The sequence below is a fragment of the Amycolatopsis pittospori genome (assembly GCF_013870525.1).
Classification (GTDB): domain Bacteria; phylum Actinomycetota; class Actinomycetes; order Mycobacteriales; family Pseudonocardiaceae; genus Amycolatopsis; species Amycolatopsis pittospori.
This window is the reverse complement of sequence record NZ_JACBXD010000138.1, coordinates 1-13,646: the sequence shown is the minus strand read 5'-3', so window position 1 is coordinate 13,646 and position 13,646 is coordinate 1. Positions and strand designations below refer to the sequence as shown.

Below are 13,646 nucleotides of genomic sequence, written 5' to 3'. Positions count from 1 at the left end.
CCGCCGTCGGGTGCGCGGTTCGGAGCACCGGAATCGCCGGTGTTACCGGGAGATCCGCCGTCGGAACGAGTGTGCGGGGCGGAGCCGCCGGTGTCGGAGCGGGCGGCACTGGGGGAGCCGCCATCGCCGGTGTTACCGGGAGACCTGCCGTCGGAGCGCGGTGACGAACCGCCGCCGTCGGGGGCGTTGCCGAGGTCTCCGTCCGAAGTGGACGGTGAACCACTGTCTCCGGTGCGACTCGGGGAGCCGCTGTCGGAACGGGTCGACGAGCCGCTGGTGTCCCTTGTGGACGGTGAGCCGCCGCCGTCGCCGCCGTTGGTGCTCGACGGGGAGTCACCACCGGAGCCGGAATCGCCGGAATTCCCGTCGGAGCCGTTCGAGCCGGAACCCGAGTCGCCGTCGGAGCCGTTCGACCCGTTGGAGTCGCCGGAATTCCCGTCGGAGCCGGAACCACCCGAGTCGCCGTCGCCCGAACCGCTGCCGGACCCGTCGCCGTCCGGACCGTCCCCGGAGCCCGTGCCGCCGCCGTCGGGTCCGCCGGAACCACCGCCGCGGTCGCCCCGCTGGACGAACCCGCCGGCCTTGATGTTCTTGGGGTTGAGCGCGTCGAGCCCGGTGACCTTCCCGGCGATCTTGCCGAAGATCTTGATGATCTTCTCGAAGACGTCGACCAGCTTGCCGAGCAGCGGCGAGACCCGCCGCATCGCGTCGCACAGTTCCTTGAGCTTGTCGGCGATCTTCGCGGCCCACTTGGCGATCGCGGTGACGGCCTGCGCGACCACGATGGGCGTGCCGAAGCCGAGGGAGAACACCGTCTCCATGACCCACGCGATGAGCTTGCCGACCGCGTCCGCGATCAGCTGGCGGATGAACTCGCGGACGAACGCGACGATCTCGCCGAAGATCATCACGACGGTGCTGATCCCGCCGGCGACCGTCGCCGCCCCGCTGATCGCCTCCGCCTGCTCCGCGGCCTGCTTGCGGTACTGGTCGGCGGCCTCGCCGGTCCAGCCCGCGGTGCCGTTCTTGACCTGGTTCGAGAATTCGACCTGGGTGTCTTCCAGTTTCTTGGCGACGTTGCCCCAGGTCTCGGAGTACGACTGGATCACCGGCGGGTCACCGGCGACCGCGTCGAGCATGTCCTTCAGCGGCTGCATGTGCTCCATCAGGAACGACGCCACCGACGACATCAGATAGCCGAACGGGTCGATCGCGGCGCTGGCGATCTCGCCCGCGAGGCTCAGCACCCCGAGCCCGCCGCCGACCCAGTCGCCGTTCGAGATGCCGTTGAAGGCGTCCATGGCCGACTCGGCGACGCCGATACCCGCCGCGTAGCCGTATTCGCTGTTCCCGGCCGTCAGCGGCCCTGGTCCGTCGCCGTCCGTCGGCGCCTTCGCGACGAGCGGATTCCCCTCGGGCATCAGTCAGGCACCTGCGCGTTCTTGAACTCGGCGGCGAAGTTCTCGTCCTGCGCCTGGTAGGCGTTGGACGCGGACCGCACATTGTTCGCCACCGTCGTCGCGGCTTCGACGGCCTTGTTCAGCGCGTTGATGCCGAACTCCTCGACCGGGTCGAGCATCATCCGGAACGGCTGGCAGATGATGCCGTACGCGTCGGTCGGCATGCTCACCTGCTGCGCGGCGTCGACCGCCGAACGCAGGCCGTCGGCGATGCCGTCGATCTGCTTGGCGTGCGAGTCGAGGTCGGCGCCGAGCTCGTAACCCTTGCCTGCCATGGTTTTCTCCCCTCTACCAGGCCGGATGAACTTCTAAGAAAGGATGCTGCCGCCGAATTCGTCGTCATCGTCGTCCTGCGTGCGGCGGCGGCGCGGGATCGGCTTCGGCTGTGGCGGTGCGGAAGGGGCTGACGACGCGGCCGGCGGCGTGGGCTCTTCCTCCTCCGGGCCGAAGCGGTGGTGCCGCTCGGGCTCCGGCGGGGCGAGCTCCTCCTCCGGCGGTGCTTCGGGGAAGGTGCTCTGTGCTTCCGCGATCACCCGGCTCGCCGTCTCGTCGGTCGTGCCGACCGTTTCGGCCATCGCCTGTTGCAGCAGTTCCGGGATCCGCGACTGCGCGAGCTGGACGAGCCGCATGACCTGCGAAGAGACCTCTGCCATCCGCTTGCCGCTCGCGGCTTCGGCGATGACCAGGTTGGTGAGCAGGCCCTTCGAGTCGATGGTGACCTCGATGGTGTTGTCCTTCGACCGCTCGGTCACGGTCTGCCCCTGCATCCGCGCGGCCATCGCCTGATAGCGCGCGGCGGTCTCCTGGATCTGCTTCGTCCAGTTGTCCACCATCTGTTCGCTGGCGTCGACGTTGTCCGGCATCAGGGCCCTTCCACATGCTGCGTGCTGACGTCTTCACACTGACGGTCCGAAGGCGCCTTCGGTTCCGGGTGCGCTCGAAGTTTAGTGCTCATCCGGTGTACCACCCCGCGCCGACAAAGTCGGGCCGCTCACGTAGCGAAAGGGCTCTTCACCGCACAAAGTGCGATGAAGAGCCCTTTCACGCCTTGCGTACTGCCGGGGTCAGAGGGTGCCGCGGCCGCGGCTATGGCGCCTCGCCGTCAGAGATTGCCTCGGCGCTCCTGCTCGCGCTCGATGGCCTCGAACAGGGCCTTGAAGTTGCCCTTTCCGAAGCCGAGCGAGCCGTGCCGCTCGATGAGCTCGTAGAACACCGTCGGGCGGTCGCCGATCGGCTTGGTGAAGATCTGCAGCAGGTAGCCGTCCTCGTCGCGGTCGACCAGGATGCGGTGCTCCTTCAGCTTCTCGATCGGCACCCGCACCTCGCCGATCCGCGCGCGCAGCTCCGGGTCGTCGTAGTAGGAGTCCGGGGTGTCGAGGAACTCGACGCCGGCCGCGCGCATCGCCTTCACCGTGGTGACGATGTCGTTGGTGGCCAGTGCGATGTGCTGGCAGCCCGCGCCGCCGTAGAACTCGAGGTACTCGTCGATCTGCGACTTCTTCTTCGCGATCGCCGGCTCGTTCAGGGGGAACTTGACGCGGTGGTTGCCGTTGGAGACCACCTTGCTCATCAGCGCCGAGTACTCGGTCGCGATGTCGTCGCCGACGAACTCCGCCATGTTCACGAAGCCCATGACGCGGTGGTACCAGTCGACCCAGTAGTCCATCTTGCCGAGCTCGACGTTGCCGACGCAGTGGTCGACGGCCTGGAACAGCCGCTTCGGCGCACCCTCGGGACGGACGATCTTGCTCTCGCGCGGCTCGTAGCCGGGCAGGTAGATACCGGTGTACTTCGACCGGTCGATCAGCGTGTGGCGGGTCTCGCCGTAGGTCGCGATCGCGGCGATGCGGACGGTGCCGTGCTCGTCGGAGACGTCGTGCGGCTCTTCGAGGACGGTGGCGCCCTGCTCACGGGCGTGGGCGATGCACTTGTCGACGTCGGCGACCTCGAGGGCGAGGTCGATGACGCCGTCGCCGTGACGGCGGTGGTGGTCGAGCAGTTCGGAGTCGGGCTTGACGCCCCCGGTGATCACGAAGCGGGCCGAGCCCGACTTCAGCACGAACGACTTGCGCTCGAAGTTGCCGGTCTCGGGGCCGGAGTACGCGATGAGCTGCATGCCGAACGCGACCTGGTAGAACCACGCGGTCTGCGTGGCGTTGCCCGCGATGAACACCACCGCGTCCATCGACTTCACCGGGAAGGGGTCGGTCGAAGAGTCGTGGTCGACGAGCCCGACGAGCTGACGCAGCTGGTCGTAGCTCACGTCGTCAAGAGCACCTTGGGGTTCCACTGTGTGCGTCATGACAGAAGCATCCGAGCGCGGGACAAAATGTGCAATGGTCAAGAATTTTGCTGCACACTATGTCCAGCGGCGGCGCGGGTGACGCCGTCATAGTGGACAACCTGCGTAGGAGGTGGCGACTGTGCCGGACGTGCTCGACGCACTGGACGCGCGGCTGTTGCTCTTGCTCACCGACTCGCCCCGGCTCGGCGTGCTCGAATGCGCCCGCCGTCTCGGCGTCGCGCGGGGCACCGTGCAGGCCCGGCTGGACCGGCTGACCGAACGCGGGATCCTCGGCGGGTTCCCGCCCGAGCTCGACCTCGCGGCGATGGGCTACGGCCTCACCGCGTTCGCCGTCCTCGAAATCGCGCAGGGCCGCCGGGCCGAGGTCGCGGAGGCCCTTTCGGCGATTGACGAGGTGTGCGAGGTCTACGCGACGACCGGCCAGGGCGACCTCTTCGTGCGGATGGTCGCGCGCAACAACGACGACCTGCAGCGCGTGGTCGACGAAGTGGTCGGTGCGCCGTACGTGCGGCGGACCTCGACGTCGATCGCGTTGTCGACGCCGGTTCCGCCGCGCGTACGGCCGCTGCTGGAACGGCTGGCACGGAGCTGAGCCGCACAGTCTTCACCGGGGGAGGACTTGCGGGCGGCACGGAGCCGGCCGATGACCCGGCAAGCCACTCGCGACCGGCTAAAGGACCTGGCCCAGGTAGCGCTTGGCCGACCGCTGGACGGCTTCGTGCCCGTCGGTGCGGATGATCGCGTCCCACCAGGCGCCGTAGATCGCCTCGAACTCGTACGGTTCGAGCAGCTCGGCCGCGCGCCGGACGACCTCCGGGCGTTCCGGGATCAGGTTCGGGTAGCTGTACATCATGCCGACGAACCGCCGGTCCGGGATGACCTGCAGGATGTCGCCCGAGAGCAGCGCGCCGCGGCCGTTCTCCCCGCCCGGCCAGTGCAGCACGGTGCCGCCGGCGAAGTGCACGCCGAGGTTGAGCAGCCGCAGGTCGGGGGCGATGTCCAGGCTCACGCCGCTCCACAGTTTGATCGCCGGATCCGGCCTGCCGATCCACTGCTGGTCGCCCTCGTGCAGGTACACGGGCACGTCGAAGGCGTGGGCCCAGTCGACCATCGTGGTGTAGTAGTGCGGGTGGCTGATCGCGATGCCGGTGATCCCGCCGAGGTCGCGGACCTGGGCGACGAGGTCGTCGTCGAGGTAACCCGCGCAGTCCCACAGGAAGTTGCCGGATTCGGCCTTGACCAGCAGGGCCCGCTCGCCGATGGCGAAGTTGGGAGTGGACCCGACCCCGATGAGGCCGGGTCCCTGCTCCTCGATGCGTGCGGTGTACGTCCCGCTCGCGCGCACGGTGTTCAGGTCGGTCCACTGCTGACCAGACTGCGGTACGTACTGGCGTTCGTCGTCGCAGATCGGGCAGTCGGACCTGGGTTCCGCGTACTGCATGCCACAGGCGACGCAGATCGGTAGCTCGCTCATCATGTCCCTCCAGATTTCTCCGGGGGCCACGCTAACGGCTCATATGCGCGCCCGGCCATATCGGGCCGGGCGCGCGGAGGCTCACTTACCGCTGTAGGGCACGGCCTTGACGAGCGTGACCTTCTGGATGCTGCCGTTGGGCAGCTCGTACTCCCGGGTCTCGCCCTCCTTGGCGCCGAGCAGCGCCTTGCCGAGCGGGGACTCCGGGGAGTAGACGTCGAGGTCACCCTCGGTGCCTTCTTCGCGGGTCGCCAAGAGGAACTTCTCGTCGGTGTCGTCGCCGTCGTAGCGGACGGTGAGAACCTTGCCAGGCCCGGCGCTGCCGTCGTTGGCGGGCGGCTCGCCCACCTTGGCCGAGCGGAGGAGCTCCTGGAGGTGGCGAATGCGGGCTTCGTGCTGACCCTGCTCTTCGCGGGCGGCGTGGTAGCCGCCGTTCTCCTTGAGGTCGCCCTCTTCCCGGCTGTCGTTGATCTTCGCAGCGATGACCGGGCGGAGCTCGATGTAGTGGTCGAGTTCCTGCTTGAGCCTGTCGTAGGCATCCTGGGTCAGCCAGGTCACCTTTGTGTCGCTCACGGTCACCATCTCCTCGTAGGGGCCTGCCAGGCTTGGGTGTACAAGCCGGCCGCCGGATCGGCATGGCGTGCCGACCCGGCTGAGATAAAGGAAAAACACGGCCCGTCTTGGGCCGTGCCGGTAGATCAGAGTAACACGGCGCGAGGCATCGCCGCCGGTCGAATTCGGTCGCGCCCCGGCGTTGGGCGCCCGTTTCACCCCGTTGGCCGCTATGGCCTTGACAAGTACCGTGGTACGTCGTACGAGCACCCGAAGATATCAGCCGTGACCGGCCTTCCGATGCTCTTGATGGTGGTCGTCACCCTGCTGTTCTTCGAACCGGGCTGAATCAAGACCTCTTTACGGCCGCTCTCGGCACCGGCCTTGTCCCGGACCCGGACCACGCACACTCCGGGACGGTTCACGTCGTCCCTGGTCACGTTGATCGTGATCTCCATCGCGTCGCCGGGTTTCTCAGCGAACGAGACGCGCTCGCCGTCGATGGGGGCGGCGCCGAAGTTCGTGTACATGACGTAGGCGATACCACCGCTGAACAGCAGCGCGATCACGCCGAACACCAGACGTCGCCAGCGGTTGGGCCGCGCCGCGCGGGTCTTGCCGTACCGGCCCTCGGGCAGGTCCGTCCGGGTACTTTCCGCGGTGGGAGCATCCTGTCCCGTGCTCAACCCGGGCCTCCCGGTTGGTGTCGTCGTGCTCGCAGGGACAATGGAGTCGTATGCGAGTGGTTCCTGCTCGAGTATCCGCGCCGGGTCGCGCGGGCCGACAGGCAGGGTCGCAGGGAATACGGAACGAGAAGGGGACGTTCGGAGCATGGTGCGAGCCGATGAACCGCCGAAGTCACGCCTCCGCCTGATGGCGGTGCACGCGCACCCCGACGACGAGTCGAGCAAGGGCGCGGCCACGCTGGCCAGGTATGTCGCGGAAGGGCACGAAGTCATCGTCGTGACCTGTACCGGCGGCGAAGCGGGCAGTGTGCTGAACCCGGCCATGGACCGTCCCGACGTGCTGGCCAACATGACCGAGATCCGCCGGGAGGAGATGGCCCGCGCGGCCAAGATCCTCGGTGTGGAACACACCTGGCTCGGGTTCATCGACTCGGGCCTGCCCGAGGGCGACCCGCTGCCGCCGCTGCCGGAGGGCTCGTTCGCGGTCATCCCCCTCGAAGAGTCCACCCGCGCGCTGGTGAAGGTCATCCGCGAGTTCCGCCCGCACGTGATCGTCACCTACGACGAGAACGGCGGATACCCGCACCCCGACCACATCCGCACGCACGAGATCTCGGTCGCGGCCTTCGACGCCGCCGGAGACTCGGCGAGCTACCCGGACGCCGGCGAGCCGTGGCAGCCGCAGAAGCTGTACTACGTGCACGGGTTCTCCCGCGCCAGGATGACGATCTTCCACGAGGCGCTGATCGCCCGCGGCCTGGAGTCGCCGTACGAGGAGTGGCTCAAGTCCTGGGATCCGGAGAAGGCCGACATCATGGAGCGGGTCACCACCCGCGTCGAATGCGGCGACTACTTCGAACAGCGTGACGAGGCCCTCAAGGCGCACGCCACCCAGATCGACCCGAACAGCCGCTGGTTCGCCGTCCCTCGCGACCTGCAGCGCGAGGTCTGGCCGACCGAGGAGTACGAGCTGGTCCGCTCGCTGGTGGACAGCACCCTGCCGGAGGACGATCTGTTCGCCGGTATCAAGGAGAAGGTGGACTGATGCCCGCCGACACATGCTTTCCCTCGGAGGCGGAATGATTTCAGTTGTGGTGCCGGCGTTCGCCGTCGTTCCGGTGACGGCGACGTCGCAGTTCCTGGCACAACAGCCCGGCAACGGCGACAACGGCGGCCAGGGTGAGGACTTCGGCAAGTCCTCCCCGGTCGGGTTCCTGATCCTGATCCTGTTCCTGATCGCCGTCGCGCTGCTGGTGCGCTCGATGACCAAGCACCTGAAGCGGCTTCCGGAGAGCTTCGACGAGCCCGCCGCTTCTTCTGCGCCGGAGGGGGCCTCTTCCTCCGACGAGGCTTCGGCCGAGAAGCCCGTCGAGGAGCACCCAGCTCCCGCTCCTGCCGCGAAGGCGGAGAAGCCGGCCGCCAAGTCCGACTGACAGATGCTATGAACGGCCCGTTACTGGCAAATTTTGCCAGTAACGGGCCGTTCATAGCATCTGCGAAGCGCGTCAGAGGCGTGGGTCGACCGGATCCGACTCCAGCGCCAGGACGGCGAAGACGCACTCGTGCACCCGCCAGAGCGGTTCCCCGCGCGCCAGCCGCTCCAGTGCCTCAAGCCCCAGCGCGTACTCGCGCAGCGCCAGCGCCCGCTTCCGGTTCAGACCCCGTTTGCGAAGCCGCTCGAGGTTCTCCGGCAGCGTGTAGTCCGGCCCGTAGATGATCCGCAGGTACTCCCGCCCGCGCACCTTCACTCCCGGCTGCACCAGCCCGCGCGCCCCGCGCGTGAGGTTCGCCGCCGGTTTGACGACCATGCCCTCGCCGCCCGCGCCGGTCAGCTCCAGCCACCATTCGACGCCCCGTGCCACCGACTCCGGGTCCGTCGTGTCGACGGTCAGGGTCCGTGTCCGCGTGAAGAGGTCGCCGGTGAGCCGGTCGAGCTGCGCGAGGTGCCAGGCGTGCGGCCGGTCGTGGTACGTCCGGCCCGCCGACGCCAGCACCTGGAACGGCGCGAGCCGGACGCCGTCGAGGCCGTCGGTCGGCCAGCAGTAGCGCCGGTAGGCCTGCCGGTATGCGTCCACAGTGGACTCGCGGGTCCGGGTCCGCGTGAGCAGCCCGGACACGTCGATCCCGCGTGCGGCGGTCGCTTCCAGCGACGCGACGGCGGCCGGGAGCACCGACTGCGCCGCGGCACCCACGGCCGCGTACTGGCCCGAGATCAGTGAACCCGCCTTCGCGCTCCACGGCAGCAATTCCGCGTCGAGCAGCAGCCATCCGGTGTTCAGCTCCTCGAAGAGGTCTGACGCGGCTTCCCGCACTCCGGCGAGCAACTGCGCGTTCTGTTCGGGGGTGAAGAACGGCCGCCCGGTGCGGGTGTACACCGCTCCGGCGCCGCTGATCCCGAAGCGCGCGGGTGCCACGCCGTCGTCACGGCAGACGAGTACGACCGCTCGCGAACCCATGTGCTTCTCTTCGCACACAACGGATTGGACCCCCGCCGCGCGGAACTCGGCGAACGCCTCCTCGGGGTGTTCGAGGTAGTCGTCCGAGGTGGACGTCGAACACGGCGCCATCGTCGGCGGCAGATACGGCAGCCAGCGCGGGTCGACGGCGAAGCGGCTCATCACCTCCAGCGCGGCCGCGGACTGCTCGGCCGAAACCCCGACGCGGCCGTGGTGCGCCGTCTGGATGATCCGCTTCCCCGTGACGTCGCCCAGTTCCAGCACCGCCGGTTCGCGTCCGCCGAGCGGCCGTTCCGGTTCGAGCGGACGCGTCGGCTCATACCAAACCTGCTTCGCCTTCACCGAAACGACTTCCCGCTCCGGATACCGCAAGGCGGTCAGCTTGCCGCCGAAGACGGCGCCGGTGTCGAGGCACATGGTCCCGTTGACCCACTCCGGTTCCAGCGTCGGCGTGTGTCCATAGAGGACCATCGCGCTGCCGCGGTAGTCACGCGCCCACGGCAACCGCACCGGCAGGCCGTACTCGTCGGTCTCGCCGGTGGTGTCGCCGTACAGCGCGGTGCTCCGCACGCGTCCGGACGCGCGTCCGTGGTACTTCTCGGGCAGCCCGGCGTGCGCGACGACGAGCTTCCCGCCGTCGAGGACGTAGTGCGCGATGAGGCCTTCGCAGAAGGCGCGCGCCTTCGCGCGGAAATCCTCGTCCTGCGCCGAAAGCTGCTCCAGGGACTCCGCGAGCCCGTGCGTCACCTGGACCTTGCGCCCGTTCAGCGCGCGTACCAGCTTCTGCTCGTGGTTCCCGCAGACGACGAGCGCGTTGCCCGCCTCGGCCATCGCCATCGCGCGACGCAGGACGCCCGGGGTGTCGGGGCCGCGATCGACGAGGTCGCCGACGAACACCGCGGTGCGGCCTTCGGGGTGCACGCCCTCGACGTAACCCAATTCGGTGAGCAGTTCCTCCAGTTCCTCACCGCAGCCGTGGACGTCGCCGATCACGTCGAACGGCCCGGTCAGTTCGCGGCGGTCGTTGCGCAGCGGCTCGACGACGATCTCCGCTTCGGCGATCTCGGCAACGCTGCGCAGCACGTGGACGCGGCGGAAACCCTCACGCTCCAACGACTTCAGCGATCGGTGCAGTTCGCCGCGCTGTCGCCGGACGACGTGTTCGCCGAAGTCGCGGTCCGGCCGGGACTCGTTGCGTTCCTGGCAGACCTTCAGTGGCAGATCCAGCACGATCGCCGTCGGAAGGACGTCGTGCTCCTTCGCCAGCTTCAGCAGGCTCGCCCGCGAAGCACGCTGGACGTTCGTCGCGTCGATCACGGTGACGCGGCCGGCTTCGAGCCGCTTCGCCGCGACGTAGTGAAGTACGTCGAAAGCGGCGGCCGACGCGCTCTGGTCGTTCTCGTCGTCGGCCACCAGACCGCGGAAGTAGTCGCTGGACAGGACCTGCGTCGGCGCGAAATGCGTCCGCGCGAAGGTCGACTTGCCGGAGCCGGAGGCCCCGACGAGCACGACGAGGGACATGTCGGGAATGGTCAGTTTCATGCCACGGCCTCCTTTCGAGACGTGAAGACCGCCATTTGGGTCGGCGGTCCTGAATCTTGGGACTCGGGTCCTACGGGCAGGTGGCGGACGTCGTAGCCGCGTCGTGAGGCCACGCCGTCCGCCCACGAACGGAACTGTTCGCGTGTCCATTCGAAACGGTGATCGGCGTGCCGGAACCGGCCCTCTTCGAGGAATTCGAAGTGCTGGTTGTACTCGGCGTTCGGCGTCGTGACGAGCACCGTCCTCGGTGCGGCGACGCCGAAGACGGCGTGCTCCAGCGCGGGCAGGCGCTCCTCGTCGACGTGCTCGATCACCTCCATCAGCACCGCCGCGTCGTACCCGGCCAGCGACGGGTCCGCGTAGGTCAGGGCGGACTGTCGCAGCGTGACCCGCGATTTGTCCTTCAGCCGCTTGTCGGCGATGTCCAAAGCGCTCGCGGACACATCGACACCGACGATCTCCGTGAACGACGGTTCCTTCTGGAGCACGCGCAGCAAGGCGCCACCACCGCAACCGAGGTCGAGCACGCGTCGCGCACCCGCCGCGCGAAGAGCCGCGAGCACGCTGCCGTGACGCTGCACGGCCAGTGGTTCGGGCCGGTCGGGCAGCTCGGTGACCCGCGCCTCGGCTTCGGCCGGAACGTCGTCGGCCTCGGCCAGTCGAGCGAGCGCGTACGAGACGATCGGGCGACGCCGTTCGAGGTACCGGTTGGTGATCAGGTCCCGTTCCGGGTGGTCGGCCAGCCAGCCCTCGCCGGCGCGCAGCAGCTTGTCGGCCTCGTCCTGGCCGACCCAGTAGTGCTTGTCGCCGTCGAGCGCGGGCAGCAGGACATACAGGTGCCGCAACGCGTCGACGATTCGCTGAGTCCCGGTCAGCCGGAGGTCGACGTACCGCGAATCGCCCCACTGCGGGAATTCCGGGTCGAGTGGGATGGCCTTCGCTTCGACCTGCCAGCCGAGCGGCGCGAACAACTTGTGCACGACGGCGGCGCCGCCGCGCGCGGTCAGCGAAGGCACGCGGATCTCCAGCGGGAACGGCACGTCGACCAGCTCCGGCCGGTTCGCGCACCGGCCGGATAGCGCCGAGGTGAACACCGCCCGCAGCGCCACCGCCAGATACGAGCCGCCCGCGTACGGCCGGTCGTTGACGTACTGCGTCAACGACGTCGCGCCGTTGCGGACGAGACCGATCGGATCGATCTCGGCCAGCAGCGCGACCGTGCAGCGCTCCTCGGACGCCTCGGGGTAGAAGACGTGCGCCGTCCCGGCCGAGAGCGTGAACGACTGCGCCTTCTCCGGATGTTTGTGCAGGAGAAAGCCCAGGTCGGTGGCCGGGGTCCGGGTGGTCGTCATGGTCAGCAGCACCGTGCGAGTGTCGCGCAGTCGGCCGTCGTGCGCGCGTGGTTTTCGGCGTGCGACCCTGAAGACATGTCGAACCGCCTGAAGGCCGCGACCAGTCCGTACCTGCTGCAGCACGCCGAGAACCCGGTGGATTGGTGGCCGTGGGGTGCTGAAGCGCTGGCCGAGGCGAAGCGGCGGAACGTGCCGATCCTGCTTTCTGTCGGCTACGCGGCCTGTCACTGGTGCCACGTCATGGCGCACGAGTCCTTCGAGGACGAAGCCACCGCGACGCTGATGAACGCGAACTTCGTCAACATCAAGGTGGACCGCGAGGAGCGCCCGGACATCGACGCGGTGTACATGGCCGCGACACAGGCGATGACCGGCCAGGGCGGCTGGCCGATGACGTGTTTCCTGACCCCGGAAGGCGAGCCGTTCCATTGCGGTACTTACTATCCGCCGTCGCCGCGGCCGGGGATGCCGTCGTTCTCGCAGTTGCTGGTCGCGGTCGCCGAAGCCTGGGGCGAGCGCCCGGAGGAACTGCGTTCGGGTGCCCAGCAGATCGTCGCGCACCTCACGGAGAAGAGCGGCCCGCTGCCCGAGGCCGTTGTGGACGGTGAGGCGCTGGACGCCGCCGTCGCGCTGCTGCGCAAGGAATACGATCAGGAGTTCGGCGGATTCGGGGGAGCGCCGAAGTTCCCGCCGACGATGGCGTTGAACTTCCTGCTCCGCCATTACGAGCGGACGGGCGCCGAAGACGTTCTCGCCCCGGTGAAGCATTCCGCCGAGGCGATGGCGCTCGGCGGGCTCAACGACCAGCTCGCGGGTGGGTTCGCACGCTATTCGGTCGACGCGCGCTGGGAAGTGCCGCATTTCGAGAAGATGTTGTACGACAACGGTTTGCTCCTGCGCTTCTACGCGCAGTTCCACGGCGCGACCGGTCTCGGCTACGTGCGGCGGACGGTCGAAGAGACCGCCGACTTCCTGATCCGCGACCTCGGGACGGCCGAAGGCGGATTCGCCGCGTCCCTCGACGCGGACACCGAGGGCGTCGAGGGACTCACTTATGTGTGGACCCCCGCGCAGCTCGCCGAGGTGCTGGGCGAGGAGGACGGTGCCTGGGCGGCCGAGCTGTTCCAGGTGACCGAGAGCGGCAACTTCGAGCACGGCGCGTCGACGCTTCGGCTGCGCGAACCGCATCCGTCGGAGGGTGAACGCTACGAACGGGTCCGCCGTGCTCTGCTGGCGGCACGCGACGGACGTCCGCAGCCCGCCCGGGACGACAAGGTCATCGCGGCCTGGAACGGGCTCGCGATCGGCGCGCTCGCCAAGGCGGGGTCCAGGCTCGATCGTCCACAGTGGATCGACGCGGCGGCGCGCGCGGCCGCCTTCCTGATGGACGTCCATTTCGTGGACGGACGGCTGCGCCGGACCTCGCGCGACGGCGTCGTCGGCACGACGGCCGGTGTGCTGGAGGACTACTCCTGCCTCGCCGAAGGGCTGCTCGAACTCCACCAGGCCACCGGCGAGCCGCGGTGGCTCGCCGACGCGATCACCTTGCTGGACCTCGCTCTGGCCCACTTCGGCATCCCGGACTCGGCGGGCGCCTACTACGACACGGCGGACGACGCGGAAGTCCTGGTGCAGCGTCCTTCCGACCCGACCGACAACGCGAGCCCGTCCGGCGCGTCGTCGCTGGCGAACGCGCTGCTGACCGCGTCCGTGCTGGCCGGGCACGACCAGGTGGGACGGTACCGGGAGGCGGCCGAGCAGGCGCTGATCGGTATCGTCATCTACTTCCTCGCCTCCTGAGTTAGTTCCGCTCATCGCT

General features: G+C 68.6%; 12 protein-coding genes and 1 pseudogene. 4 read left to right on the top strand and 9 right to left on the bottom strand.

Annotation, left to right across the window (positions count from 1 at the left end; genetic code table 11):
• From H5J31_RS37875 to hppD, 4 genes and pseudogenes are all read right to left on the bottom strand, one after another.
• Window positions 1-1,421, bottom strand: a pseudogene (locus tag H5J31_RS37875) (hypothetical protein); the annotation flags it as partial.
• Complete coding sequence (locus H5J31_RS37870) at window positions 1,421-1,735, bottom strand: type VII secretion target (RefSeq protein WP_181777474.1); 315 nt, start codon at window positions 1,733-1,735, stop codon at window positions 1,421-1,423. The gene H5J31_RS37870 and the pseudogene H5J31_RS37875, both read right to left, overlap by 1 nt.
• A 33-nt stretch (window positions 1,736-1,768) precedes the next feature.
• Window positions 1,769-2,323: a YbaB/EbfC family nucleoid-associated protein gene (locus H5J31_RS37865; protein WP_181777473.1), complete on the bottom strand. Its 555-nt coding sequence runs from the start codon at window positions 2,321-2,323 to the stop codon at window positions 1,769-1,771.
• A gap of 239 nt (window positions 2,324-2,562) precedes the next feature.
• The gene (hppD, locus tag H5J31_RS37860; protein ID WP_181777472.1) at window positions 2,563-3,762 is read right to left on the bottom strand and encodes a 4-hydroxyphenylpyruvate dioxygenase; all 1,200 of its coding nucleotides are present in this window, start codon (window positions 3,760-3,762) and stop codon (window positions 2,563-2,565) included.
• 121 nt (window positions 3,763-3,883) lie between these two features.
• Between hppD and H5J31_RS37855 the strand changes: the two genes are divergently transcribed.
• Window positions 3,884-4,357: an Lrp/AsnC family transcriptional regulator gene (locus H5J31_RS37855; RefSeq protein WP_181777471.1), complete on the top strand. Its 474-nt coding sequence runs from the start codon at window positions 3,884-3,886 to the stop codon at window positions 4,355-4,357.
• A gap of 78 nt (window positions 4,358-4,435) precedes the next feature.
• Here the strand turns inward: H5J31_RS37855 and H5J31_RS37850 are convergent, their stop codons facing one another.
• The 3 genes from H5J31_RS37850 to H5J31_RS37840 all read right to left on the bottom strand — a co-directional run bounded on the left by H5J31_RS37850 (window position 4,436) and on the right by H5J31_RS37840 (window position 6,477).
• Window positions 4,436-5,239: an MBL fold metallo-hydrolase gene (locus tag H5J31_RS37850; RefSeq protein WP_181777470.1), complete on the bottom strand. Its 804-nt coding sequence runs from the start codon at window positions 5,237-5,239 to the stop codon at window positions 4,436-4,438.
• Between the two features lie 81 nt (window positions 5,240-5,320).
• Window positions 5,321-5,821 (bottom strand): transcription elongation factor GreA, encoded by a 501-nt coding sequence (gene greA, locus H5J31_RS37845; RefSeq protein WP_181777469.1) that lies wholly within the window; start codon window positions 5,819-5,821, stop codon window positions 5,321-5,323.
• A 200-nt stretch (window positions 5,822-6,021) separates the two neighbouring features.
• Entirely contained in the window at window positions 6,022-6,477 is a 456-nt protein-coding gene (locus H5J31_RS37840) for a DUF4307 domain-containing protein (RefSeq protein WP_181777468.1), read from the bottom strand.
• A 145-nt stretch (window positions 6,478-6,622) separates the two neighbouring features.
• Between H5J31_RS37840 and mca the strand changes: the two genes are divergently transcribed.
• Entirely contained in the window at window positions 6,623-7,522 is a 900-nt protein-coding gene (gene mca / locus H5J31_RS37835) for a mycothiol conjugate amidase Mca (RefSeq protein WP_181777467.1), read from the top strand.
• A 37-nt stretch (window positions 7,523-7,559) separates the two neighbouring features.
• Complete coding sequence (locus H5J31_RS37830; protein WP_181777475.1) at window positions 7,560-7,910, top strand: hypothetical protein; 351 nt, start codon at window positions 7,560-7,562, stop codon at window positions 7,908-7,910.
• Window positions 7,911-7,982: 72 nt separating this feature from the next.
• Here the strand turns inward: H5J31_RS37830 and H5J31_RS37825 are convergent, their stop codons facing one another.
• Together H5J31_RS37825 and H5J31_RS37820 are read right to left on the bottom strand one after the other, a co-directional pair.
• Complete coding sequence (locus tag H5J31_RS37825; protein WP_181777466.1) at window positions 7,983-10,475, bottom strand: polynucleotide kinase-phosphatase; 2,493 nt, start codon at window positions 10,473-10,475, stop codon at window positions 7,983-7,985.
• Window positions 10,472-11,839: a 3' terminal RNA ribose 2'-O-methyltransferase Hen1 gene (locus H5J31_RS37820; protein WP_181777465.1), complete on the bottom strand. Its 1,368-nt coding sequence runs from the start codon at window positions 11,837-11,839 to the stop codon at window positions 10,472-10,474. Before H5J31_RS37820 ends, H5J31_RS37825 begins: the two co-directional genes overlap by 4 nt.
• 63 nt (window positions 11,840-11,902) lie before the next feature.
• Here H5J31_RS37820 and H5J31_RS37815 point away from each other — a divergent pair, with 63 nt between their 5' ends.
• Window positions 11,903-13,627 carry a thioredoxin domain-containing protein gene (locus tag H5J31_RS37815; RefSeq protein WP_236005636.1) on the top strand — a complete coding sequence of 575 codons (1,725 nt, stop codon included), beginning with the start codon at window positions 11,903-11,905 and terminating at the stop codon, window positions 13,625-13,627.
• Window positions 13,628-13,646: the final 19 nt, after the last annotated feature.

Excerpts from the sequence above, each read along its gene's own strand:
- H5J31_RS37870 (WP_181777474.1), bottom strand. The coding sequence starts at position 1,735 with ATGGCAGGCAAGGGTTACGAGCTCGGCGCCGACCTCGACTCGCACGCC.
- H5J31_RS37865 (WP_181777473.1), bottom strand. The coding sequence starts at position 2,323 with ATGCCGGACAACGTCGACGCCAGCGAACAGATGGTGGACAACTGGACG.
- hppD (WP_181777472.1), bottom strand. The coding sequence starts at position 3,762 with ATGACGCACACAGTGGAACCCCAAGGTGCTCTTGACGACGTGAGCTAC.
- H5J31_RS37850 (WP_181777470.1), bottom strand. The coding sequence starts at position 5,239 with ATGAGCGAGCTACCGATCTGCGTCGCCTGTGGCATGCAGTACGCGGAA.
- greA (WP_181777469.1), bottom strand. The coding sequence starts at position 5,821 with ATGGTGACCGTGAGCGACACAAAGGTGACCTGGCTGACCCAGGATGCC.
- mca (WP_181777467.1), top strand. The coding sequence starts at position 6,623 with ATGGTGCGAGCCGATGAACCGCCGAAGTCACGCCTCCGCCTGATGGCG.
- H5J31_RS37825 (WP_181777466.1), bottom strand. The coding sequence starts at position 10,475 with ATGAAACTGACCATTCCCGACATGTCCCTCGTCGTGCTCGTCGGGGCC.
- H5J31_RS37815 (WP_236005636.1), top strand. The coding sequence starts at position 11,903 with ATGTCGAACCGCCTGAAGGCCGCGACCAGTCCGTACCTGCTGCAGCAC.